General features: G+C 46.7%; 24 protein-coding genes. 19 read left to right on the plus strand and 5 right to left on the minus strand.

The window, feature by feature from the left end; all coding sequences use genetic code 11:
- Positions 1-23: 23 nt before the first annotated feature.
- From KCV26_06255 to KCV26_06345, 19 genes are all read left to right on the plus strand, one after another.
- Positions 24-1,076, plus strand: coding sequence for a DHH family phosphoesterase (locus KCV26_06255; GenBank protein WZX37972.1), 1,053 nt, complete (start codon positions 24-26; stop codon positions 1,074-1,076).
- Positions 1,077-1,190: 114 nt separating this feature from the next.
- Positions 1,191-1,769, plus strand: coding sequence for a DUF4827 family protein (locus KCV26_06260; GenBank protein WZX37973.1), 579 nt, complete (start codon positions 1,191-1,193; stop codon positions 1,767-1,769).
- A gap of 6 nt (positions 1,770-1,775) precedes the next feature.
- On the plus strand, positions 1,776-3,158 hold the full coding sequence (gene glmM / locus KCV26_06265; protein ID WZX37974.1) for a phosphoglucosamine mutase: 1,383 nt from the start codon (positions 1,776-1,778) through the stop codon (positions 3,156-3,158).
- Between the two features lie 92 nt (positions 3,159-3,250).
- Positions 3,251-4,084 carry a 1-acyl-sn-glycerol-3-phosphate acyltransferase gene (locus KCV26_06270; protein WZX37975.1) on the plus strand — a complete coding sequence of 278 codons (834 nt, stop codon included), beginning with the start codon at positions 3,251-3,253 and terminating at the stop codon, positions 4,082-4,084.
- Between the two features lie 16 nt (positions 4,085-4,100).
- Positions 4,101-5,366, plus strand: a complete 1,266-nt coding sequence (locus KCV26_06275) for a sigma-54-dependent Fis family transcriptional regulator (protein WZX38337.1) — start codon at positions 4,101-4,103, stop codon at positions 5,364-5,366.
- Positions 5,363-5,866 carry an LptE family protein gene (locus tag KCV26_06280; protein ID WZX37976.1) on the plus strand — a complete coding sequence of 168 codons (504 nt, stop codon included), beginning with the start codon at positions 5,363-5,365 and terminating at the stop codon, positions 5,864-5,866. The genes KCV26_06275 and KCV26_06280 overlap by 4 nt, the downstream gene beginning before the upstream one ends.
- A gap of 1 nt (position 5,867) precedes the next feature.
- Positions 5,868-6,605 (plus strand): hypothetical protein, encoded by a 738-nt coding sequence (locus tag KCV26_06285; GenBank protein ID WZX37977.1) that lies wholly within the window; start codon positions 5,868-5,870, stop codon positions 6,603-6,605.
- A 2-nt stretch (positions 6,606-6,607) separates the two neighbouring features.
- Positions 6,608-6,961 carry a preprotein translocase subunit SecG gene (secG, locus tag KCV26_06290; protein ID WZX37978.1) on the plus strand — a complete coding sequence of 118 codons (354 nt, stop codon included), beginning with the start codon at positions 6,608-6,610 and terminating at the stop codon, positions 6,959-6,961.
- A 158-nt stretch (positions 6,962-7,119) separates the two neighbouring features.
- Positions 7,120-7,530 (plus strand): methylaspartate mutase subunit S, encoded by a 411-nt coding sequence (locus tag KCV26_06295; GenBank protein ID WZX37979.1) that lies wholly within the window; start codon positions 7,120-7,122, stop codon positions 7,528-7,530.
- A gap of 65 nt (positions 7,531-7,595) precedes the next feature.
- Positions 7,596-8,999 (plus strand): glutamate mutase L, encoded by a 1,404-nt coding sequence (locus KCV26_06300; protein ID WZX37980.1) that lies wholly within the window; start codon positions 7,596-7,598, stop codon positions 8,997-8,999.
- The gene (locus KCV26_06305; protein ID WZX37981.1) at positions 8,983-10,434 is read left to right on the plus strand and encodes a methylaspartate mutase subunit E; all 1,452 of its coding nucleotides are present in this window, start codon (positions 8,983-8,985) and stop codon (positions 10,432-10,434) included. The genes KCV26_06300 and KCV26_06305 overlap by 17 nt, the downstream gene beginning before the upstream one ends.
- Before the next feature lie 27 nt (positions 10,435-10,461).
- Positions 10,462-11,679, plus strand: coding sequence for a methylaspartate ammonia-lyase (locus KCV26_06310; GenBank protein WZX37982.1), 1,218 nt, complete (start codon positions 10,462-10,464; stop codon positions 11,677-11,679).
- Between the two features lie 30 nt (positions 11,680-11,709).
- Positions 11,710-13,068 carry an acyclic terpene utilization AtuA family protein gene (locus tag KCV26_06315; GenBank protein WZX37983.1) on the plus strand — a complete coding sequence of 453 codons (1,359 nt, stop codon included), beginning with the start codon at positions 11,710-11,712 and terminating at the stop codon, positions 13,066-13,068.
- A gap of 101 nt (positions 13,069-13,169) precedes the next feature.
- Entirely contained in the window at positions 13,170-13,487 is a 318-nt protein-coding gene (locus tag KCV26_06320) for a DUF4387 domain-containing protein (protein ID WZX37984.1), read from the plus strand.
- Positions 13,484-14,443 (plus strand): alanine-tRNA synthetase second additional domain-containing protein, encoded by a 960-nt coding sequence (locus KCV26_06325; protein WZX37985.1) that lies wholly within the window; start codon positions 13,484-13,486, stop codon positions 14,441-14,443. Before KCV26_06320 ends, KCV26_06325 begins: the two co-directional genes overlap by 4 nt.
- Before the next feature lies 1 nt (position 14,444).
- A complete protein-coding gene (locus KCV26_06330; GenBank protein WZX37986.1) occupies positions 14,445-15,290 on the plus strand; it encodes a fumarate hydratase in 846 nt (281 codons plus the stop codon).
- A gap of 20 nt (positions 15,291-15,310) precedes the next feature.
- Positions 15,311-15,871, plus strand: coding sequence for a Fe-S-containing hydro-lyase (locus KCV26_06335; protein ID WZX38338.1), 561 nt, complete (start codon positions 15,311-15,313; stop codon positions 15,869-15,871).
- A gap of 73 nt (positions 15,872-15,944) precedes the next feature.
- Positions 15,945-16,676 (plus strand): YggS family pyridoxal phosphate-dependent enzyme, encoded by a 732-nt coding sequence (locus KCV26_06340; GenBank protein WZX37987.1) that lies wholly within the window; start codon positions 15,945-15,947, stop codon positions 16,674-16,676.
- 13 nt (positions 16,677-16,689) lie between these two features.
- On the plus strand, positions 16,690-17,346 hold the full coding sequence (locus KCV26_06345) for a hypothetical protein (GenBank protein WZX37988.1): 657 nt from the start codon (positions 16,690-16,692) through the stop codon (positions 17,344-17,346).
- Here KCV26_06345 and KCV26_06350 read toward each other — a convergent pair.
- The 5 genes from KCV26_06350 to nadB are packed head-to-tail and all read right to left on the minus strand — an operon-like array spanning position 17,343 to position 21,944.
- On the minus strand, positions 17,343-17,636 hold the full coding sequence (locus KCV26_06350) for a DUF721 domain-containing protein (GenBank protein ID WZX37989.1): 294 nt from the start codon (positions 17,634-17,636) through the stop codon (positions 17,343-17,345). The two genes, KCV26_06345 and KCV26_06350, sit on opposite strands and share 4 nt — an antisense overlap.
- A complete protein-coding gene (locus KCV26_06355; GenBank protein ID WZX37990.1) occupies positions 17,629-18,735 on the minus strand; it encodes a DNA replication/repair protein RecF in 1,107 nt (368 codons plus the stop codon). Before KCV26_06355 ends, KCV26_06350 begins: the two co-directional genes overlap by 8 nt.
- 5 nt (positions 18,736-18,740) lie before the next feature.
- On the minus strand, positions 18,741-19,502 hold the full coding sequence (gene cdaA, locus KCV26_06360; protein WZX37991.1) for a diadenylate cyclase CdaA: 762 nt from the start codon (positions 19,500-19,502) through the stop codon (positions 18,741-18,743).
- Positions 19,503-19,508: 6 nt separating this feature from the next.
- Positions 19,509-20,342, minus strand: a complete 834-nt coding sequence (gene folP / locus KCV26_06365) for a dihydropteroate synthase (protein ID WZX37992.1) — start codon at positions 20,340-20,342, stop codon at positions 19,509-19,511.
- Between the two features lie 21 nt (positions 20,343-20,363).
- Positions 20,364-21,944 (minus strand): L-aspartate oxidase, encoded by a 1,581-nt coding sequence (nadB, locus tag KCV26_06370; GenBank protein ID WZX37993.1) that lies wholly within the window; start codon positions 21,942-21,944, stop codon positions 20,364-20,366.
- Positions 21,945-22,074: the final 130 nt, after the last annotated feature.

The following is a 22,074-nucleotide window of genomic DNA, read 5'->3' on the forward strand; positions in this document are numbered from 1 at the left end:
AATTTTGAACTTTTCTATAAAAAATGAACTATTTCGAACCCTTATCGGAGATTATTGACAAGTCATCCGTACAACAGGTGCAAGAGCTGATCGAAAACAGCAGCCAGATATTGATTACCACACACCTCTCTCCCGATGGCGATGCATTGGGGGCCTCCCTAGGGCTGTATCATTTTCTGAAGTTGAAAAAGAAAGATGTCAAGCTGATGGTTCCCAATTCGTTTCCTTATTTTTTGAAATGGATGACCGGATCCGGTGAAATTCTTGTTTACGAATATAATCCGAAAGCAGCACAGGTTATTTTCGATCACGCTGATCTGATTTTCAGTCTCGATTACAACATACCCAAACGAGTAGGGAATATGGCATCTCTTTTGGAAAAATCCAGTGCCCGTAAAGTGCTTGTTGATCATCATCTTTTTCCCGGGGATAATTACGATGTGGTTATCTCTTATCCTGGAATTTCATCGACTAGTGAGCTGATTTTCCGTTTGCTGTACCAGGCAGACCGGTACGAAGAAATCGACAAAACGGTTGCAGAGTGTATTTATTGTGGGATGATGACCGATACCGGTGGTTTTACGTTTAACTCCAATAATCCGGAAATTTATCTGATAATCAGTTTATTGCTTAGGAAAGGGATTGATAAGGACCGGATTTATTCACTGGTTTATAACAACCTTACGGAAGACCGGTTCCGGTTGTTGGGCTTCACCCTGTCGCAGCGAATGAAAGTTTATCCCGAACTTCACACGGCACTCATATGGCTATCGCTTGAAGACCAGAAACAATTCAGCTACAACAAAGGAGATACCGAAGGATTCGTGAACTATCCGCTCAGCATTAAGGATATTATTTTTTCCGCATTTATTCGCGAAGACGAGGAGATGGTGAAGCTCTCGTTCCGCTCTCAAAGCACGTTTCCCACCAACGAATTTGCGGCTCAATTTTTTCACGGCGGAGGGCATTTAAATGCCTCTGGTGGAGAGTTCTATGGCACGTTGAAAGAGGCTATTTCCCGGTTTGAAGACGGTATAGGATTGTATGCTGAAAAGTTGAGAAATACGCCGAAATAAGATGTATCTCTCGTTTTTTCGGATTGTTATAGTTTATTTTGTGTGAAATAACATTTTTTTTAAAGGGGATTGCTTACATTTGTAGCCAATTTCTAATTTTTCGTAATTCAAAAAATGAAAAAAACACATTACATAATATTCTGTTTACTGGGGCTTGCACTAGTCAGTACTTCTTGCAACAAAAGAAAAACGTATGCGGAGATCCTGAAGGATGAAACCCGTGCCATCGAAAAATTTATCCTGGAAAATAAACTGGTTGTACTGGATGAATTTCCCACAAGTTTGGTCTTCAAAACCAACGAGTTTTACCGTGATCCGGCTACAGGAGTTTATTTCAATATCATCGAGCCGGGAGATACTGCCAGCAAAGTAAAAGAAGGTGAGGAGGTTTATGTCAGGTTTATCGGATTGCGATACTTCACCTCTTCGAACGACACCACCGAATACTCTAATCTCGATCCGATACGTAGCCCGTTTCCTGAATCGCTCACATACAGGGGGCCTGTAACGGTAATGAACCGATCCCTGTATTCCGGAACAACACCTGGATGGGCTGTCCCGCTTACTTATGTGGGGCACGCCGGAAGAGTAAAAATGATTATCCCTTTCAATATGGGTTCACAAAGTGACCAGCAGTCCTATTCAACAACCTATTACGATAACGTTCAATACCGATTTGAATCGCAATTATAACGTATTATGACACTTATTAAATCCATATCCGGTATCAGAGGCACAATTGGAGGACGGGTGGGTGATAACCTTACTCCGGTTGATATCGTGAAATTTGCATCGGCCTATGCCCTGTTTATCAAAAAAATTACCGGAGATGCGAAGCCGAAAATAGTGGTTGGCAGAGATGCGCGGATGTCGGGTAATATGGTACATAGCCTTATTACCGGAACCTTGATGGGTATGGGTTGTGATGTGGTGGATGTGGGTATGGCAACAACGCCCACCACAGAAATAGCCGTTGTGAAAGAATCGGCATCAGGAGGAATTATAATTACTGCTAGTCACAATCCTAAACAATGGAATGCGCTTAAATTGCTGAACAGCCGGGGCGAATTTCTGAATGCCGACCAAGGCAAAGAAATACTGGAGATGGCTGAGGCAGAAAGCTTCGAATATGCTTCTGTGGATGAATTGGGAAAAGTTAGTCACAAACAATACCTGCACGCTCATATTCAGAGTATTCTTCAATTGGACCTGGTGGATTTAGATGCCATAAAGGCTGCCCGCTTCAGGGTGGCTGTGGATGCGGTCAACTCTGTTGGCGGAAACGCCGTCCCGGAGTTGTTGTATGCCTTGGGAGTGAAGGAGGTTTTTAAATTGCATTGTGCCATTCACGGTAACTTTTCGCATAACCCGGAACCGTTGCCGCAAAACCTGACGGAGCTTTCGTCGCTGATGAAAAGCTCCCGGGCTGATGTGGGTTTTGCCGTTGATCCGGATGTAGACCGGTTGGTCATTTACGCCGAAAACGGAGAGCCGTTCGGCGAAGAGTATACGTTAGTAGCTGTTTCAGATTATATATTGCAACATACCCCCGGAAATACAGTTTCTAACCTTAGTTCTACCCGGGCTTTGCGGGACATTACCCAACGACGGGGCGGTGATTATTTTGCTGCTGCAGTAGGCGAAGTGAATGTGGTGGCAAAGATGAAAGAAGTAGGGGCTGTAATTGGTGGCGAAGGTAACGGCGGAGTTATTTATCCGGCCTCGCATTACGGGCGTGATGCATTAGTAGGCATCGCTTTGTTTTTGACGCAACTGGCGAAATCAGGAAAAAAGGTGAGCGAGCTCAGGGCGGAGTACCCCGGTTATTTTATGTCGAAACAAAAAATTGAACTTACTCCCGATATCGACACCGATGCCATCCTGCAAAAAGTGAAAGAGCGTTTCAACGGGGAACAGGTGACGGATATCGATGGTGTTAAAATTGATTTTCCCGATAAATGGGTGCATTTACGTAAATCGAACACAGAACCTATTATTCGGATTTATTCGGAAGCAAAAACTCAGGAAGAAGCGGAAGAGGTTGGGAAACAGATTATTGATATTATCAAAGAACTCAAATAAAAGAAAGGTTAATTTCAACAATTACCGTATATTAAGACACCTTCTGTTTTAGTTGCGGTAATTTTTTGTTGAAAAACAGACGATTGTATAGCATGAAAGAACGCTTGATCAGTGATGATGACATAAGAAAGTTTCACCCGGTCTTCCGGGGGAAAAATGGAGATAGGAACATTAAATGGGGAATGAAATTATCGGGGCTCAACAACGCCTGCGAGGTCTACGATAAATCCAAACACCTGACGGGCGTGGCTTTCTGCACCGATTTGCTAGACAAGTTGGGACTTAAGCGTACCGTTGTTAACGATCAGGTTCTGGAACCCTTTAAGGATAAGCCATTTATTGTGGTGGCCAATCATCCCAACGGGCATGTCGACGGGATTGCGCTTATTGAAACCGTTGCATCGAGAGTGAAAAACTTTAAGGTAATGGTTAACTTTATTTTGGGGCTGGTGGATACGATGGAGGAAAACTTCATAAAAGTGAGTCCATATAAACATACAGACAAGATGAAGCATATTTCGCTTTCGGGGATAAAAGAGTGTATCGACCATATCTGGAAAGGAAACTCTATGGGGTTTTTCCCTGCAGGATCGGTCTCCAGGCTAAAGTTCCGCAACGGTAGATTTATGATTCACGACCGTCACTGGCAGCCGTCGGTCATAAAGCTCATACAAAAGGCCAAAGTTCCTGTGATTCCGCTATACATCGATTGTAGGAACAGGTATCTGTTCTACGCTACCCGGTTTCTCAACTGGCAATTGCAGAGCCTGGTTCTATGTCATGAACTGTATAACAAGAAAGGGAAAGAAATGACATTGACATTTGGTGAACCGGTTATGCCCGACGTGATCAGATCGATCAGCGATGCCGATGAGTTAGGTGATTTTTTACGCGATAAAACCTATGCATTAGCAAAAAAGAGGTAAATTTGTGAGTAAGAACATGGCCAAACAAAATATACAACAAGTTAAACAACGTTTCGGCATTATTGGTGTTTCTTCCGAATTGGATAGGGCCATCGATATAGCTTTACAGGTTGCACCTACCGACCTGTCGGTGCTTATTACGGGTGAGAGTGGTGTTGGGAAGGAAAACTTCCCGCAGATTATTCATCAGTACAGTCGTCGTAAGCACGGACCCTATTTTGCCATTAACTGCGGGTCTATCCCCGAAGGGACGATCGATTCCGAACTTTTTGGACACGAGAAAGGATCGTTTACAGGTGCAACGGCAACCCGCAAAGGATATTTTGAAGTAGCCAACGGGGGGACACTTTTCCTCGATGAAGTAGGGGAGTTGCCGTTGTCCACGCAGGCTCGTTTATTACGGGTGCTGGAAACCGGAGAGTTTATAAAAGTAGGTTCTTCACAGGTGGAAAAGAGTGATGTCCGGGTAGTTGCAGCTACCAACCTGAATATTGCGCAGGCTATTGAAAGAGGAAAATTCAGGGAAGATTTGTTTTACCGATTAAATTCGGTTCCAATCCGCATCTCTCCACTTCGTGACAGAAAAGAAGATATCGCGTTGTTGTTCCGGAAATTTGCCGGGGATTGCGCTGAGAAATATATGATGCCATCCATCACACTGACCGAGGATGCCCGGGAAATACTTACAAATTTTCGTTGGCCAGGTAACGTCCGGCAGCTGAAGAATGTAACAGAGCAAATATCGGTGATTGAACATGAACGCGTGATTACCTCCGAGATTTTGCAGAAATACCTGCCCAAAGCTGATGCTGCATTGCCTGTGTTGGCTTCACAATCAAGAGATTCGGATCAGAAAATCTTTTCGTCGGAACGGGAGATTTTATACCAGGTCCTTTTCGATATGAAAAAAGACATCAACGATTTGAAAAATGTGGTGAAAACTATTCTGGAAGATGCGGCAGCATCGGTTCCCCAGGATGAGAATCCCATTTTCCATTCGTCTACAGCCCCTCAAGACAAGGCCTCGGTGACACTACCGTTGAAATATGAAGAACTGATGCCTAAAAAAAACCACCTGACAGAGGTACATGATCGGTCCGATTTTCAGGAGGCGACCGAAGTTGAAATTGCAAATTTATCACTCGAGGATGCTGAAAAGGAGATGATCGCGTTGGCCCTGGAGAAACATAACGGGAAGCGTAAATTGGCCGCCAGCGAGTTGGGCATTTCGGAACGCACATTGTACAGAAAGATTAAGGAGTACAATTTAGAGAAGTTATGAGAAGAATAAGAAATACAGTAGTGCTGTTTATCCTGTTGACCTCCTGTTCCATTTCTTACAAGTTCAGTGGGGCCTCCATCGATTATACCCTGACCAAAACCCTACAACTGGGCACTTTCGTCAATCAGGCACCGTTGGTTTATCCGCCGTTGGAGTCGCGCTTCAACGAAGCATTGAAAGATATGTTTACCCGGAATACCCGGTTGCAGTTTGTGAATCAGAACGGTGATATGGAGATAGAAGGTGAAATTGTGGGTTACGAACTGACGCCCCTTGCCGTGCAGGAAGATGCGTTTGCTGCTGAAACCCGCTTAACGATGAATGTTCGTATGCGTTTTCGCAACAATAAAATCCCGGGACAGGATAAGGAGGAAACTATTTCTGCCAACCGTACCTTCTCCAGTAATGTTAACCTTACAGACGTACAGGACCAACTGATTAAAGAACTTACGGATGAAATTGTAGATCAGATTTTCAACACGACTATGGCAAACTGGTGAGATGGATAAATCGAATTTTTTTAGTTTTATCACGGATAACGGGAAGTTGGATGAAAGAAGCCTGAGCGAGTTGGAGAACTTGGTTGAAGAGTATCCCTATTTTCAAACTGCCCATTTGCTGTTGGCCAAGAACCGGTATTTAACCTGCCGGGAAGAATTTGAAAAGAACCTGGCAAAAACTGCCGTTTTCTGTGCCGATAGAAGCCGGTTCTTTTATCTTGTCAACAACGATAAATATGCCCGTTTTTTTCCGAAAGAAACGGCATTGAACCCTGTCGACAGGACTCAGGCTTTGTTGAACTCTTACCTGGATACTTTTTCCGAAGAACCCCCGGAAATCCCGGAAATTGAAGCAAGCATCGTTTCCACGGATTATTTCACTTATCTGCAGAACCTGGAGAAAGAACCGGACGGAGAAATTGCAGAAGCCAGACAAAACGAATTTAAGCATCAGGACATTATTGATAGTTTTTTGGAAAAAGCTGCAGCTAATGAGATTACAATCACTTCGTTGGAAAGAGAACCGGCCAAAACTCAAGAGGTAGATGCAGAGCCGTGCAACGATGGATTTTTAACGGAAACGCTTGCGAAAATTTACATTAAACAGAAAAAATATGAACAGGCATTGACAATTATTCGGCAATTAAGTTTGAATTTTCCAAAAAAAAGTGTTTACTTTGCCGACCAAATTCGATTTTTGGAACTTTTGATACTCAACGAGAAAAATAAAAAAGAATAAACATGTATATTTTTATTACCATCCTTATTTTAATTGCTGCCATCCTGATGATCCTCATCGTGTTGGTGCAAAACTCCAAAGGCGGTGGACTGGCAGCAGGCTTTTCATCATCGAACCAAATAATGGGTGTACGCAAAACTACCGACTTTCTGGAAAAAGCAACTTGGACCTTGGCTGCTACTATCCTTGTTTTAAGTATACTAACGGCAAAGTTTACCACTTCAAGATCAACGGTTCCCCAATCTCAGGTTGAAGTTCAACAGCCGGCGCCGCTCAATCCGACCACAGCGCCCGACGTTACTCCGGTGATGCCCATACAACCTGACCAGCAACAGGCTACCCCACCCACAGAATAATCGTTTCGATTCGAACAATACAGGAAAGAGAGAAGCTTCACGGTTTCTCTTTTTTCGTATGCGGACCTTCTAAAAGTAAAAAAGTTATTTTCATTTAAACTTTGTGGATATGTTTTAAAGCATTAATTTTGCATTGTACTATTAATGAAAAATACTGTATGAATGAAAAAACTATTGTAACCGGAGTGATTGGCGCTGATGTACATGCCGTAGGCAATAAGATTCTCGCTTTTGCTCTGGAACAGGCTGGATTCAAAGTGGTTAACCTGGGTGTTATGGTTGCACAGGAAGAATACATCGAAGCCGCACTGGAAACTAACGCCGATGCTATTCTGGTATCTTCGCTTTACGGACATGGCGAAATTGATTGCCAGGGCTTGCGCGAAAAATGCGACGAAGCCGGGCTCAAAGAGATTCCGCTTTTGGCAGGTGGAAACCTGGTGGTAGGAAAACAAAACTTCGAAGAGGTAGAAAAGCGTTTCCTGGCTATGGGATTTACCCGGGTTTATCCACCGGGTACGGCCGTGGAAAAGAGTATTGCCGATTTAAAAGAAATTCTCAATATCTGATTCGACGTTTCGTAACTATTTCCTCGCAGCTACCCAATTACTATTGAATAACGCGCAGCATCACCATGAACATTCTCACTGCAGATATCGGCAGCACCTATACCAAACTGACAGCAATTGATACCGCCAAGAAGGAGATTGTTGCAACCTCCTCAGCCTTTACCACCATCGATACCAATGTGGAGGAGGGTTTTACGGCTGCTTATAATAAATTGAAGCGACAGGCCGGAGCGTTCCGCTACGACGAACTGCTTTGTTGCAGCAGTGCTGCCGGAGGGTTGAAAATGGTTTCGCTGGGGCTGGTTCCCGAACTTACCGCTAAGGCGGCAAAACTTGCCGCAGCCAGTGCGGGAGCCAAAGTGGTCAAAACATATGCTTTTGAAATATCGCAGGCGGAACAGGCAGAAATTTTTGATATCCGTCCCGACCTGGTGTTGCTCTGCGGCGGAACCGATGGCGGAAATAAGGAAGTTATTCTTGCCAATGCGCGCCGGTTGTGTCAGGTCGGGTGTCCGTTCACCGTGGTTGTAGCCGGTAACAAATGCGCATCGTTTGAGCTGGAAGAGATTTTCAGGGCATCGGGTAAACCGTTTGTGATAACCGAAAATGTTATGCCTGAGTTCAACCGGTTAAACATTGAACCTGCGCGGAGAAAAATAAAAGAATTGTTTATCAGCCGCATCATTGAAGCCAAAGGGCTTAGCCGCATTCAGGAAATGTGCAAAACCGATATAATCCCCACGCCGTTAGCGGTGTTAAATGCTTGTGAACTGCTGAGCAAAGGGACTAAAAACATGCCAGGATTAGGGGATTTGCTAGCTGTGGATATAGGAGGGGCGACCACGGACGTTTACTCCATCTCCGATGGCAGGCCCACCCTCGAAAACGTTACCGTGAAAGGACTTCCGGAACCCATTAGCAAACGTACCGTTGAGGGCGATCTGGGGATGCGCTACAGCCTTCCGTCGTTGGTGGACGAACTGGACTTGGATGCTTTTTCGAAGGAGTTAAGCATCGACAGGTCGGAGGTGATTGGCTGGGTAAGCACCTGCACGCAGCATCCCGGTTTGTTGGCGGAAGCTGAGTCCCGGGAACAAAAGATCGAGGAGCTGATAGCGCGTAATGCCGTGAAAATAGCCGTGGAAAGGCACGCTGGTACCTATCAGCCAGTGTACACTCCTTTCGGACAGGTGTATACCCTTACAGGAAAAGACCTTGCCGCAGTACCGTTTGTTATCGGTATCGGAGGGGTTGTTATCAATGCCCGTCGGCCTCACGCCATTCTGGAAGGCGCTAAGCGGCAACCGGACGATCACGTGTTTGCCAAACCCGAACAGCCCGGTTATTTAATCGATAAAAAATATATTTTTGCGTCTATGGGATTGCTTGGCTCAGCTTATCCCGATCTGGCGTTAGAATTGATGAAAAAAGAAACAATAAATCTGACTCATTATGGAAATTTCCAATAAAAAACTTTCAACTGATGCTTTTTTTGCCGAACGTAAAGAAGTTCTCGGACACTGGCACACCGGAAAAGGTGTCGATTTCGACGAAGCCGTGGCCTATCAACGGTCTATCCCCCGGGAGAAACGTTTTGGCTTAAAGCTGGCCCAAGCTGCCGAACAAAACGTAACCCTTATCCAGCCGCGTGCAGGAGTGGCGCTTTATGAGGAACATATTGAACTGCTCCGGTTTCTTGAGTCTGAAGGCGAAGCCGACCTGCTGCCCACCACCGTGGATAGCTACACACGCTTAAACCGTTACAACGAAGCTGAAACGGGAATTGAAAAAAGCAAAGAAACCGGGCGTTCCATGTTGAACGGCTTCCCTATCGTGAACTACGGAGTTGATATATGTCGCAAGGTAACCTCATCACTCCAAAATCCGGTTCAGGTCCGCCACGGCACTCCCGATGCCCGGTTGCTCACGGAAATCAGTATTGCCGGCGGGTTCACCTCATACGAAGGCGGCGGAATTTCCTACAACATACCCTATTCAAAGAATCATTCGCTTGAAAAAACCATTGCACACTGGCAATATACCGACAGGCTGGTCGGGCTTTACGAGGAAGCCGGTGTGTCTATCAACCGCGAGCCGTTCGGGCCCCTTACGGGAACATTGATATCTCCTTGTATCTCCAACTCGGTGGCCATCATCGAGTCGTTACTTGCCGCCACCCAGGGGGTGAAAGACATTACGGTAGGATACGGACAGTGCGGGAACCTTATTCAGGACGTCGCCGCTATCCGTTCGCTGAATATCCTCACACGCGAGTACCTCGATAAATTCGGGTTCAACGATGTGCGCGTCACCACCGTTTTCCATCAATGGATGGGCGGATTTCCACAGGATGAGGCCAAGGCTTTCGGGGTAATCTCGTGGGGTGCTGCCGCTGCTGTGCTGGCAAAAGCGACCAAAGTGATCGTGAAGACGCCGCACGAAGCCATGGGCGTGCCCACCAAGGAAGCTAATGCCGCCGGATTGCGTGCCTCCAAACAGTTGGTATCGATGCTGAAAGACCAGGACTTCCGCTCTATTCCCGCAGTTGTAGCCGAAAGCGAGATCATCATGAAGGAGATGCGTTGCATCCTGGAAAAAGTGGAGGAACTGGGGAAAGGCGACTTTGCTGTGGGTACGGTGGCCGCATTCGAAGCCGGAGTGCTGGATGTCCCGTTTGCTCCAAGCCGGTACAATGCCGGAAAAGTGATGCCCGCCCGCGATAACGTGGGAGCGGTTCGTTTTCTCGAAACCGGTAATATGCCGTTTACGCAGGATCTGATCGATTTTCACCGTCAGAAACTCGAAGAACGCGCACGGTACGAAAAACGGGCCGTCAGCTTCCAGATGGTTATCGACGACGTATATGCCATCGGCAAGGGGTTTCTCGTTGGAAGGCCGAAATAAAATGAATGTCTATCAATCTAACAGAATATGAAAATTACAAAACTTATCTGCGCTCCCGGGAAAACAGGCTTCTTCTTCGATGACCAGAAAGCCATCAAGCAAGGAGCAAAAAACGACGGGGCATTTTATGAAGGCGCGCCCGTAACGCAAGGGTTCACCGCGGTGCGTCAGGCCGGAGAGTCCGTCTCGGTTATTTTTATCCTCGAAAACGGAGCTTTCGCCCACGGCGACTGCGCTGCCGTCCAGTATTCGGGAGCCGGTGGCCGTGATCCGCTTTTTCTGGCCGAAAACTTCATTCCCATTATCGAAAAAGAAATTGCACCGCTTTATGTAGGCAAAGAAATCACTACTTTCCGTGAAATGGCAGATCGCGTGGATAAAGCCAATTACCATACAGCTATCCGCTATGGGGTTACACAGGCCTGCCTGGACGCCGTGGCAAAAAGCAAGGGGAAACTAATGGCGCAGGTGATTGCCGATGAATACGGAACGGAAATATCGAAAACCCTTATTCCTGTTTTTTCACAGTCGGGAGACGACCGTTACCTCAATGCCGATAAAATGATTATGAAAGCTGCCGACGTCTTGCCTCATGCGCTTTTCAACCATGTAGAGACCAAAGTGGGACTGAAGGGAGAAAAAATCAAAGCGTATATCCAGTGGCTCCGGGAGCGAATCCTGAAGCTGAAGCCTTTCGACAGCTATAATCCGGTTATACACATAGACGTTTACGGAACATTGGGTATTGTCTTCGATAACAATTTCGAAGCCATTGCCCGTTATGTGGGCGAGCTGGCAGAAATAGCAAAACCGTTTCACCTGCGCGTCGAAGGCCCGGTGGATATGGGAGAGAAAGCGGCTCAGATCGACGCGCTCCGCATTATCCGCCAAACGATGGAAAAAATGGAAATTACGGCAGAGATTGTTGCCGACGAGTGGTGTAATACGCTCCAGGATGTCATCGACTTCTCCGAAAACAAGGCTGGACACATGGCGCAAATCAAAACACCCGATCTGGGAGGAATCAACAACAGCATAGAGGCTGTGCTGTACTGCAAGCAACACCATATGGGCGCCTACCTGGGCGGAACCTGCAACGAGACCAACCGTTCCGCCGAAATTGGAGCACACATTGCCATGGCTACTTCCCCCGTTCAATACCTTGCCAAACCCGGTATGGGCGTGGATGAAGGGTATATGATCGTTTACAACGAAATGAGCCGGATACTGGCACTTAACCATTAATTCACCCAAAAATTACTAAAAGCTGAAAAAATGAAAGAACTGAGAATACTTTCGCCCACAGCCATCCTCGGATACGGATTTCCGATGGAATCGTTTGAGGAAGGAATGAAACGCAAACCGCACGTTATTGCGGTAGATGCCGGGTCAACCGATCCGGGTCCCTATTACCTGGGTGCAGGGAAATCGTTTACCGACCGGAATTCGGTGAAACGCGACCTTGAGATTATGATACCTGTCGCACTGGAAGCCGGAATTCCGGTTATCGTAGGTACGGCCGGCGGTTCGGGTGCGCGTCCTCACGTGGAGTTTGCGGTGGATATCGTGAAGGAGATCGCCCGAGAGAAAAGGCTGTCGTTTAAACTCGCCATTATACAATCGGAGTTCGATAAGGAATTGGTAAAAGAGAACCTGCGCAAAGGGAACATTTCGCCGCTTTATCCGGCTCCCGAAATAACCGAAGCCGATGTGGACGAATCGGTGCATATCGTAGCCCAGATGGGCGAAGAGCCGTTCATTGAAGCCTTGGAGAACGGAGCCAATGTTATACTTGCCGGACGGAGCTACGACCCGTCGGTTTTTTCGGCGCTCGCCATTAAAAACGGTTTCAACAAAGGATTGGCCATTCATCTGGGTAAAATCTTGGAGTGCGCTGCCATTGCCGCCCTGCCCGGTAGCGGAAGTGACTGTATGTTCGGCTATTTGCACGAAGACAATTTTGTTCTCGAACCGCTCTCGCCCCTGCGTAAATGCACCACGCTCTCGGTAGCTGCACACACGCTGTACGAAAAAACCAATCCCTATGTTCTACCCGGGCCGGGGGGAGCCATCAATTTGCACGAATCAAAATTCGAGCAGATAGACGACAATAAAGTACGCGTAAGCGGAAGCCGTTTTGTACCGACCGAGGAGTATTTCGTGAAACTGGAAGGGGTTAAGCGTGTGGGATACAGAACCATTTCGTGCGCCGGAGTGAAGGACCCGATCATGATTACGAAAATAGACAGCATTACCCAAAGCGTAAAAGAACGTGTGCAAAACAATTTTGAAACGTACGGAATTACCGACTTCTTCCTCGATTTCAAGATTTACGGGCGAAACGGTGTGATGGGCATGTTCCCCGATGCGCCACAACGTACCGGCGACGAGCTCCTGATCATCATCGAAGCTGTCGCACCCACACAAGAGCAAGCCGATACCATTTGCGGGTTCGCACGCAGTACTATGCTGCACTTTGGTTACGAAGGCCGGATAGCCACTGCCGGAAACCTGGCATTTCCGTTTTCTCCGTCCGATTGCAAGATGGGTGAGGTGTACGAGTTCAATGTGTACCATTTGATGAAAGTGGAGGATCCCAAAAAACTTTTCCCGATAGAATATATTCACTTCTAATAGATTGAAAAAGATTGATTAAGATTTAAAACGGTCAGCCAACTATCAATCTCAGTCAATCTCAGTCAACCTCATTCGATCTCAATTAAACTTCAAACGAAATGAAATACAACCTAACCGACGTAGCTTCCGTTATCCGGAGCAAAAATTCAGGGCCTTACGAACTCACGTTCGACATTATTTTCAAGGAGATGGACATGTATCAGCAAGTTAAATCGGCAAAAGTGTTTACCGCGCAAATGTTTGCTCTTCTTTACCACATTCCCGAATCGCAAATCATCAGCCTGGTACACTTCGATCCGGCCAAGGCGGTGAAAATTACGGTTGTGCGCCCCATCCCCTCCGGGGCATTGGGTGAGACCGATGTGTACGGAGCGCAACAGCATGCGCCGTTGATGAGGATGACATTCGAATTATGAGGGCACTGATTCAGGAATACATGGTGTCGTCGCAATATTTTGCGCCGCGCGGAAAAGAACGGTTGATGTTTCTGGGCGAACAGATTGCTCAACGGCACCTTTCCTACAACGATCGGCTGATAGGCATCGTGGGTGATGCCGGCTCTGGAAAATCATCGCTGATCAAGGGAATGTTTCCCGGCTTGGAACTAGCGAACGACGATGACGTTATCCATTCCCGGAAAATAATGCAGGTGCGCTCGCTTTCCGACGATTGGCATGATTCCACTACCTTTCATATCGATATGCGTTTCCAAACCGCTTTTACCCAGATGTTTGAAATCGTGGCGTGGGTACAAGACCTGTTGGCTCACCGGCGCAGGGTTATCGTGGAACATTTTAATCTTCTCTATCCCGCACTGGGTAGAAATGCCGATATTATCCTGGGGATTGGGGAGGAGATTATTGTATCGCGCCCTAGTGTTTTTGGGCCGCTTCCCGAAAGTATTTACCAAATTGTGCATACTTCGCTCAAATTCCGCAAGATGGCCCATACAGCCGAAGACGTAACCATGCAGACATTGGAAGAGGACTACGGAATTACTGAAAATCGTTATTTCTCATCCGACGTTCGCAATGGCTTTGTCCTGAAATTCAAGGAGAAGCCCGAAATCAACCTCGACGAACTGGAGCAGAGAGTAAAAGAACGCCTGGCCAGGCACCTCGAGGTGTCCTATTTTGACGAAGGGCACATTCGTTTGGGAGACAAGGTTATCCCGTGCGACGGTTCCCGATTCCATGTGAGAAATACATCGGAGATTACCGATTTTTCGCTGGCCAGGCATTTCATCTTTGATGCAAAGACCAATACCCACTGCCTGGTTGGATTGATTGACAAGTACACCGAGAACCTCGACAACCGCAATACGCAGTATTTCCTTACCCGGAAATGTAGTGGCGACAATAACGAACAATAGCATGACAAGAAACATATCCGCATCCGCTATCACCCGTCTGGTAGAGCAACTTTGCATTGAAGCTTGCTGTGTTCTTGCTGGAGATATAAACAACAAGCTTAAAAGCTGCTTGCAAACCGAAACATCACCGCTCGGGAAAGAAATTCTGGGCACGCTTATTGAAAATGCCCGTGTTGCCCGGGAAGAGAGCAGCCCGATGTGCCAGGACACGGGAATGACCGTCGTTTTTGTACGCATGGGGCAAAACGTGCAGGTTACGGGTGGATTCATCGAAGATGCCATTAACCAGGGTGTACGGCAGGGATACGAAAAAGGATACCTGCGCAAATCGGTCGTGAAAGACCCGCTCCACCGAGAAAACACCCGGGACAATACACCGGCCGTTATTCATTACGAAATCGTCCCCGGTAATGTTTTTCATATAACTGTTTCTCCCAAAGGGTTTGGCAGCGAAAACAAAAGTGCATTAAAAATGCTCACACCCAGCGAAGGCGTTGAAGGCGTGAAGCGATTTGTACTGGAGACTGTTTCGGCTGCCGGAGGGAATCCCTGCCCGCCCATTATCGTGGGTGTGGGCATTGGCGGGACGATGGAACGGGCGGCTTATTTAAGCAAGAAAGCGTTGCTGCGGCCGCTGGATACACAAAACCCCGATTCCGCACTTGCCGCTTTGGAAGCAGAATTGCTTTCAGAAATCAATAAGATGGGAATAGGCCCTGCCGGTTTCGGAGGAACCACAACCGCACTCGGGGTAAATATACTGACCTATGCTACCCATATCGCCGGGCTTCCGGTTTCGGTAAATATCGGCTGCCACGCCACCCGGCATGCGGAGGGAAGTTTGTGAACAGAAGCCAACAAAAACGTATTATGGATAAAAAAATTCTTTGTGCCCCCTTTTCCGACGAAACCATCCGTTCGTTGAAAACGGGCGATATGGTCTACATTTCGGGAACTGTTTATACAGCCCGCGATGAGGCGCACAGACGATTGTGCGAGATGATCCGCCGGGGCGAGCCGATGCCTTTTGATATTGAAGGGCAGGCCGTTTACTATGCCGGCCCGGCTCCTGCCAAACCGGGCAAGCCCATAGGATCGGTAGGCCCCACTACCGGTGGGCGGATGGACGCTTATTCGCCCTCCCTCATTGCCCGCGGCCTCAAGGTGATGATCGGTAAAGGAACACGCAGTGCCCAAGTGGTAGATGCCATGAAACAATACACGGGCGTTTATTTTGCTGCAATCGGTGGTGCCGCCGCCCTTATGGCAAAATGCGTGGAAAGTGCAGAGGTTATCGCTTTTGAAGAGTTGGGCACGGAGGCTGTTCGCCGCTTAACTGTGAAAGAACTTCCCGTGGTTGTTGCGATAGACTGTCGGGGAAACGATGTGTATAAACTGGCCCGGGAGATGTACGAGCAATCAATTTAAAATACCGGGAATAAAATAAGTTGCGTATATTTGTTCTTCGGAGAGATCCGAACAGTAAATCCGAAACTTATATATGGACATCAATAACAATATAACCGCTGTAGTTAAACGGATTGAAAACGCTTGCCTGAGTTGCGCCAGAGATCCAAAAGAAGTGAAGTTGCTGTTGGCAACAAAGACTGTAATTCCGGATAAGATAAAAATAGCCTTTGAAGCCGGACAAACATTAATCGGTGAAAACAAAGTGCAGGAGATAAAATCGAAATTCAATGAATTAGCCGGTTTTCCGCATCAAAAACACTTTATCGGACACCTGCAAACCAACAAAATCAAGGACATTCTCAACCACAATGTTACCTGCATTCAGTCGTTAGACCGGTTGGATTTGGCAGAAAAATTGCACCAACGGTTAACTTTTGAGAAAAAGGAAATAGATGTCCTTATTCAGGTAAACACTTCTGCCGAAGAAAGTAAATTCGGAATCAATCCTGAAGACACCGTTGAGTTTATTAAACAAGTTTCTCTATTCGAAAATATTCACATCAAGGGATTAATGACCATTGGTTTGTTCAGCGCCGAAACCGAAAAGGTAAGAAAATGCTTCAGGCTATTGAAGCAGTTACAGCAGGAAACCATTCTTCAGAATATCCCGAACGTGAAAATGAATGAACTGTCCATGGGAATGAGCGGAGACTTGGAAACCGCCATTGAGGAGGGAGCGACCATCGTGAGGGTGGGCACCGCCATTTTCGGCCACAGAACTTATTCCGATAGCTATTATTGGAATGAAAATAAACGGAATTAAAACCAAAAACTCTATGAGAAAGATATGCCTCTTTTTGTTGATCATTCTTCCGGTAATGATGCCGGCTCAGGTGATTACTTACGACACAATCCGCGTTTCACCGGATGACGAGCGGAATATTTACAAGACACAGCGTCAGCAACAAACCGCCCAAAGCTCCATAGCCCGACAGCCGGTACTTTTGGATCGGGAATCGGCTCCGGGGTTCCGGTTCGATAAAAGCAAACTCCGTTACGGGGCCAATATCGGACTGTCTTTCAGCCGGAATTATTCGGCTTTTAATTTCGGGCCACAGGTTGGGTATCAGCTGAGCAGCCGGTTCATGGCAGGGGTAGGGATAAAGTACTACTACAATAAAGTGCGGGCATTTCAATTCAACGAAGAGTACCTATACAAGAATAATCTGCTCGGCGCTAATCTGTTCGGATATTTTTATCCGGCTAGGTTTCTGGCTCTGTTTGTCCAGCCTGAAATAAATCGTTTGTGGGCGAACCTGACCGACGAAATGACGGGTGAAGTGACTAAAAGCAGCGGTTTTGTGCCTTCATTGCTGGTAGGAGGAGGCCTGAGGTTAGGGCATTCCCACATTACGCTGAACTACGATCTGGCACAACACACCAACTCTCCCTATCCGAGGGGCTGGTTCCTGGGATTTTCAACCTTTTTTTAACGAAAAACAATATCCTTCACAATCTCCATTCCGGCGTGCTCGTTCAACTTGTCAATCAGGTTTCGTTTGTTCATAATCAATTCGGCACGCAACACCGATGAGGAAAGCTGGACGTGTAGGACGTTCCGCCGGAAATAGACGTTTTTGGTGTAGTGGGAAACCCCTTCGCCCAGCAATTCCCTCCATGCCGAGACGGCACGGTGTTCAGCCACCGATGTCTTCAATTCCGGGTTCTCATCGAAGAATTCCGAAAGGATGGTTGCTATAGGTTGGGCGTTTTTTTTAAGCATAAACTGTTATTTCCCCGTCTTTCACCGAATAGATGTGGTGGCTGTTGTTGATCCGTTCCAGTATTTTATCGAACGATCCCCGGTTGGTATCGGAGATAAAAATCTGGCCAAATTCATTGCTCGAAACCAGTTTGACAATTTCTTCCACCCGGTAGGCATCCAGCCTGTCGAAGATATCGTCCAGCAGCAAAATGGGTGTCCGTTTCCCGGTTTTAAGCAGGTAATGAAATTGTGCCAGCTTCATCGATACGAAGTAGGTTTTGTTTTGCCCTTGCGAACCCACTTTCTTTATGGGAAATCCGTCGAGCAACATCTCCAGTTCATCGCGGTGAATACCGGTGGTGGTGTGTCCCACCGCGATGTCGCGACGGCGGGTTTGTCGCAGCGCTTCCCTGAAATTGTTTTCGCGAAGTTGCGAAACGTAGTCGAAAGTCGCCTTTTCGTTGGATAAACTTATTCGTTTGTAAAACTCGTCAAAAACGGGAATAAACTCTTTTACAAACGCTTGTCGTTTTTCAAAAATGAGCTCCCCTTCTCCCGCCATCTGGTCTTCCCAAAGCTCCAGCAAGGTGAAATCGATTTCGTTGTCGTCCATTTTCAATGTTGCGTTGCGTTGTTGCAAGGCATTGTTGTACCGGATCAAGGCGTGCATATACGCTTTGTCGAACTGAGAAATAGCCATGTCCATAAATTTCCGTCGTTCTTCGCTACCCCCCTGGATTATCTCGATATCGGCAGGAGAAATCATCACCAGTGGAATAAATCCAATGTGGTCGGAGAGTTTTTCGTACTCCTTTTTGTTTCTCTTGAACTGTTTTTTCTGCCGCCGGCGCAATCCGCAATAGATTTCTTCCTCACCATCCTGTCCCTCCAGCTCGTACCTTCCCTGAAGCATGCAAACATCGGCGTCGTGTTTGATGATCTGACTATCGACTGGGTTGGTGTAACTCCGGCAGAACGACAGGTAGTAAACGGCATCCAGCAAATTGGTTTTACCCATGCCGTTATTTCCCACAAAACAGTTTATTTTGGGCGATAACTCCAGCTCAACCTGAGCCAGGTTTTTGTAATTTATAATGGATAAATGCTTTAATGTCATTGTGATTATTCCGCCAGGATCAGTTGTTGCAGCTCTTCGGGATTAACGTTGATTTTCAACCGCCCTTCCTCGGCAAATGTTATTTTTCCGGTTTCTTCCGAAACGACAATCACTTTGGCATCGGTTTCCTGCGTGATCCCTAATCCGGCACGATGCCGTAACCCCATGTGTTTGGGTATGTTCGGGTTCTGCGATATGGGAAGAATACAGCCTGCAGCTTTTATTTTTTTCCCCACAACGATCATGGCTCCATCGTGCAAGGGACTGTTCTTGAAGAAAATATTTTCAATCAGCCGGGAGGAGATATCAGCGTTGATGATTTCGCCCGTCTGCTCGTATAAGCTGAGTTGTAGGTCGCCCTGAACGACGATGAGCGCGCCAATCCTGGCTTTCGACATGTTCATGCAGGCCAGTACGATCGAAGTAATGTGCGATGTATCTTTTTGCTGCTTGTCGACCGGGATAAAGAGTTTCGATACAAACTTCCACCCTTTCTTCGATCCCAGAGACATAAGGAACCTACGTATTTCATCCTGAAAAAGAATGACCAGCAATATCAAGCCGATATTCACGAACTGGTCAAGAATAGAGCCTAGAAGCACCATATCGAATACCTGTGATACAAGTACCCAGATAATCATAAAGACAACGATACCGATGAAAAGCGGGCGCATCCCCGATATTTTCACCATTTTAAACAGGTAGTACAACAGGGCTGCTACCAGTAAAATGTCAATAAAATCTTTTATTCCAAAGTGTTCGAGCATACAACGTTATTTGCTTATTTTTTCCACAATCTTTACACATTCCACGGCTTCTTTCACGTCGTGAACGCGTAAGATGTTTGCTCCCGACAACAAGGCAAATGTATTTAAAGCCGATGTACCGTTCAGGCTTTCCTGTGGGGTACACTCCAGCAGCTTGTAAATCATCGATTTCCGAGAGATGCCAACCAGAATTGGTACATCAAAGATATTGAAATATTTTAAATAAGCCATCAATTGGTAGTTTTGATCAGTCGTTTTACTGAATCCAAACCCCGGGTCAATGATGATGTCGTTTACGCCCAACAGGTTCAATTTCGATATTTTCTCGGAAAAATAGTACAGGATATCCTGAATAAAATTGTCGTAATGGGTGTGTTGTTGCATGGTTTGCGGTGTACCACGCATATGCATCAGGATATAAGGAACATTGAGCCGGGCAACTGTTTCGAACATGTTATCATCGATCTGCCCGCCCGAAATATCGTTGATGATGTTTACCCCGTATTTTTCCACGGCAGGCCCGGCTACTTCGGAATAAAACGTATCGATGGAAAGGATAGTATTGGGAAATTCTTTTCGAACGAGCCGAAGTGTCGGCTCTAAGCGTTTCAGCTCTTCCTTTGCCGGTATTAAAGTGGAAGTCGGTGTTGTGGATTGACCGCCAATATCGACAATTTTCCCACCTTCCTCCAGAATTTGGCGGACGCGGCTGACAATCTCTTCTTCAGATTGTTTACGACTGCCCGAATAAAAGGAATCGGGAGTAACATTTAAAATTCCCATCACCAGCGGAGTGGAGAAATCGAGCAATTCGCCGTTTATGTTAATGGATTTTATCATACCTTGTGTTGTGTATTACGGCTATAACGTTGAGTCCGGATCCTTGTCCGGATAGTCAATGGTATAGTGCAGGCCGCGGCTTTCTTTGCGTGCCATGGCTTGCTTAATGACCATATAGCCTACCTTGATGATATTGCGGAGTTCACAAATCTCGCGCGAGACAACCGACCGCTGAAAAAGGTTCTCGGTTTCCCGAAAAAGAATGTTCAGCCTGTCCATTGCCCGCTGCAGGCGAATATCGGAACGGACAATCCCCACGTAGGACGACATGATCTGCCCCACCTCCTTGTAACTCTGTGTGATCAGCACCATCTCTTCGGTGGAGGTGGTCCCTTCGGCATTCCAATCGGGAATATCTTCCTGAAAGGAAAACTTTTTGAATAGGGGTACAGAGTGCTTGGCAGCCGAATCGGCAAAAACCACTGCTTCGATGAGTGAGTTAGATGCCAGCCGGTTGGCTCCGTGCAAGCCTGTACAGGCACATTCGCCGTTGGCGTAAAGGCGGTTTATGCTTGTTTCTCCGTCAATACTTACGAAAATTCCACCGCACAAATAATGGGCAGCCGGGGCTACCGGAATCATCTCTTTAGTAATATCGATACCGTAGGTAAGGCATTTCTCGTAAATGGTGGGAAAATGTTTTTTGGTCTCTTCAGCGTCCTTGTGCGTTACATCCAGAAAAACATGATCGTCACCCCGGTTTTTCATCTCCGTATCGATGGCACGGGCAACAATATCGCGCGGCGCAAGAGAAAGCCGTTCGTCGTACTTCTGCATAAACTCTTTACCGTCTTTTGTCTTTAATACCCCGCCGTATCCCCGCATGGCTTCGGTAATGAGAAACGACGGACGCACGCCGGGATGATACAACGCCGTGGGATGAAACTGTACGAACTCCATCCCCTTTATTTCGCCTTTGGCGCGTGCTACCATGGCTATGCCATCGCCGGTTGCGACAAGTGGATTGGTTGTTGTTTGATAGATACAACCGATACCGCCGGTCGCCATCATGGTTATGCGCGAAAGAAACGTCAGCACTTCCCGGGTCTGTAAATCCAGAATGTAGGCACCGTAACATTCTATTCCCGGGGTATGCCGGGTGACAACCTGGCCCAGGTGGTGCTGGGTAAGGATTTCGATGGTGAAATGATTGTCATAGACATCAATATTGGGGTGATTCCGGATGGTTTCTATCAGACTTGTTTGTATTTCTGCACCTGTGCTGTCCTTGTAGTGTAGGATCCGAAATTCGGAATGTCCGCCCTCCCGGTGCAGGTCAAAATTTCCTTTTTCGTCTTTGTCAAAATTTACACCCCAGCTGATCAGTTCATTGATTTGTGCCGGGGCCTCTTGTACAACGCGTTCCACTACGCTGACATCACACAACCCTGCCCCCGCATCGAGCGTGTCTGTAATGTGTTTTTCAAAATTGTCCCAGGGATTTGTTACCGAAGCAATGCCGCCCTGTGCATAGTAAGTGTTGGCATCTTCTAGCGTTGTTTTAGCTATTATAGCCACTTTGCCGTGTTTGGCCACTTTCAGGGCGTAACTCATCCCCGCAATGCCCGATCCGATAATTAGAAAATCGTATTTATGCGTCATGCTCTTTTTCAGATTTTTTTCACCACAAATTTAGGTATTAAAGTTTAGAATTTGTTTTATATCATCATTTAAATAATTGAACTTCCGTTACGGCATCAGTTAAATCTTGCGAATGACAATGTATTGTGAC

It is taken from the genome of Petrimonas sulfuriphila, assembly GCA_038561985.1.
GTDB lineage: Bacteria > Bacteroidota > Bacteroidia > Bacteroidales > Dysgonomonadaceae > Petrimonas > Petrimonas sulfuriphila.

Bases quoted from the DNA above. Each gene is read 5' to 3' on its own strand.
- KCV26_06255 (WZX37972.1), top strand. From the start codon at position 24: ATGAACTATTTCGAACCCTTATCGGAGATTATTGACAAGTCATCCGTA.
- KCV26_06260 (WZX37973.1), top strand. From the start codon at position 1,191: ATGAAAAAAACACATTACATAATATTCTGTTTACTGGGGCTTGCACTA.
- glmM (WZX37974.1), top strand. From the start codon at position 1,776: ATGACACTTATTAAATCCATATCCGGTATCAGAGGCACAATTGGAGGA.
- KCV26_06270 (WZX37975.1), top strand. From the start codon at position 3,251: ATGAAAGAACGCTTGATCAGTGATGATGACATAAGAAAGTTTCACCCG.
- KCV26_06275 (WZX38337.1), top strand. From the start codon at position 4,101: ATGGCCAAACAAAATATACAACAAGTTAAACAACGTTTCGGCATTATT.
- KCV26_06280 (WZX37976.1), top strand. From the start codon at position 5,363: ATGAGAAGAATAAGAAATACAGTAGTGCTGTTTATCCTGTTGACCTCC.
- KCV26_06285 (WZX37977.1), top strand. From the start codon at position 5,868: ATGGATAAATCGAATTTTTTTAGTTTTATCACGGATAACGGGAAGTTG.
- secG (WZX37978.1), top strand. From the start codon at position 6,608: ATGTATATTTTTATTACCATCCTTATTTTAATTGCTGCCATCCTGATG.
- KCV26_06295 (WZX37979.1), top strand. From the start codon at position 7,120: ATGAATGAAAAAACTATTGTAACCGGAGTGATTGGCGCTGATGTACAT.
- KCV26_06300 (WZX37980.1), top strand. From the start codon at position 7,596: ATGAACATTCTCACTGCAGATATCGGCAGCACCTATACCAAACTGACA.
- KCV26_06305 (WZX37981.1), top strand. From the start codon at position 8,983: ATGGAAATTTCCAATAAAAAACTTTCAACTGATGCTTTTTTTGCCGAA.
- KCV26_06310 (WZX37982.1), top strand. From the start codon at position 10,462: ATGAAAATTACAAAACTTATCTGCGCTCCCGGGAAAACAGGCTTCTTC.
- KCV26_06315 (WZX37983.1), top strand. From the start codon at position 11,710: ATGAAAGAACTGAGAATACTTTCGCCCACAGCCATCCTCGGATACGGA.
- KCV26_06320 (WZX37984.1), top strand. From the start codon at position 13,170: ATGAAATACAACCTAACCGACGTAGCTTCCGTTATCCGGAGCAAAAAT.
- KCV26_06325 (WZX37985.1), top strand. From the start codon at position 13,484: ATGAGGGCACTGATTCAGGAATACATGGTGTCGTCGCAATATTTTGCG.
- KCV26_06330 (WZX37986.1), top strand. From the start codon at position 14,445: ATGACAAGAAACATATCCGCATCCGCTATCACCCGTCTGGTAGAGCAA.
- KCV26_06340 (WZX37987.1), top strand. From the start codon at position 15,945: ATGGACATCAATAACAATATAACCGCTGTAGTTAAACGGATTGAAAAC.
- KCV26_06345 (WZX37988.1), top strand. From the start codon at position 16,690: ATGAGAAAGATATGCCTCTTTTTGTTGATCATTCTTCCGGTAATGATG.
- KCV26_06350 (WZX37989.1), bottom strand. From the start codon at position 17,636: ATGCTTAAAAAAAACGCCCAACCTATAGCAACCATCCTTTCGGAATTC.
- KCV26_06355 (WZX37990.1), bottom strand. From the start codon at position 18,735: ATGACATTAAAGCATTTATCCATTATAAATTACAAAAACCTGGCTCAG.
- cdaA (WZX37991.1), bottom strand. From the start codon at position 19,502: ATGCTCGAACACTTTGGAATAAAAGATTTTATTGACATTTTACTGGTA.
- folP (WZX37992.1), bottom strand. From the start codon at position 20,342: ATGATAAAATCCATTAACATAAACGGCGAATTGCTCGATTTCTCCACT.
- nadB (WZX37993.1), bottom strand. From the start codon at position 21,944: ATGACGCATAAATACGATTTTCTAATTATCGGATCGGGCATTGCGGGG.